Consider the following 860-nt stretch of genomic DNA (forward strand, 5'->3'; position numbering starts at 1 on the left):
CCGCGTCCCAGCGGCAGCGGCAAGTCGCTGTTGCTGGCGCAGATTGCTGGCCTGCTGCCGGTGGCCGAGCCTGGGCGCATCCATATCGACGGCCAGCTGCTCGACGGCGAATCGGCCGGACGGCTGCGCGCGCGCATGGCCTGGATGGGGCAGAGCCCCCATGTGTTCGCCGGCTCGGTGGCCGAAAACCTCCGGCTGGGCCGCCCGGGATTCACCTTCGGCGAGCTACGCCAGGCCTTGCGGCTGGCCGGTCTGGGCAAGCTGGCCGAGGCCCGTGCCGGCGCCACGCTGGGCGAGGGCGGAGCCGGCCTGTCGGGCGGGGAGATCGTGCGCCTGGCCCTGGCGCGCCTGGCCCTGTCGCGCGATGCAGGCCTGCTGCTGGTCGATGAACCCACGGCCCACCTGGACCCGGCCACGGCCGCCCAGGTCACCGATGCCCTGCTGCAACTGGCACGCGGGCGCACGCTGATCGTCGCCACCCACGATGCCGAGCTGGCCGCCGCCATGCACCGCGTGGTGGAGCTGGCGGGCCATGCCGCCCCGCAGGAGCTGGCCGCATGAAGCCCCGCTCCACCCTCCGGCCCGTGCTTGCCGCCCTGGCGCGCATGGCGCCCCGGCGCCTGTGGCTGGGTGGCGCGCTGCTGGCCCTGCTCACGGTGCTCATGGGCATGGCGCTGCTGGGCCTGTCGGGCTGGTTCATCACGGCCACGGCGCTGGCCGGGCTGCTGCCGGCCACGGCCATCGTTTTCGACGTCTTCATGCCCTCGGCCGGCATCCGCCTGCTGGCCCTGGGCCGCACGGGCACCCGCTATGCCGAACGGCTGGTCACCCATGACGCCACCCTGGCCGTGCTGACGCGG

General features: G+C 74.4%; 1 protein-coding gene and 1 pseudogene. Both read left to right on the top strand.

Translation table 11 applies throughout. The features are described 5' to 3' along the window. Window positions 1–561 (top strand): ATP-binding cassette domain-containing protein (locus tag L995_RS04795; protein WP_047469668.1); only part of this gene is annotated, 561 nt, incomplete at its 5' end. Continuing rightward, window positions 558–860, top strand: a pseudogene (locus tag L995_RS04800) (ABC transporter ATP-binding protein); the annotation flags it as partial. The gene L995_RS04795 and the pseudogene L995_RS04800, both read left to right, overlap by 4 nt.

It is taken from the genome of Delftia sp. ZNC0008 (genome assembly GCF_000799035.1).
GTDB classification, from domain to species: Bacteria; Pseudomonadota; Gammaproteobacteria; order Burkholderiales; family Burkholderiaceae_C; genus Comamonas; species Comamonas tsuruhatensis.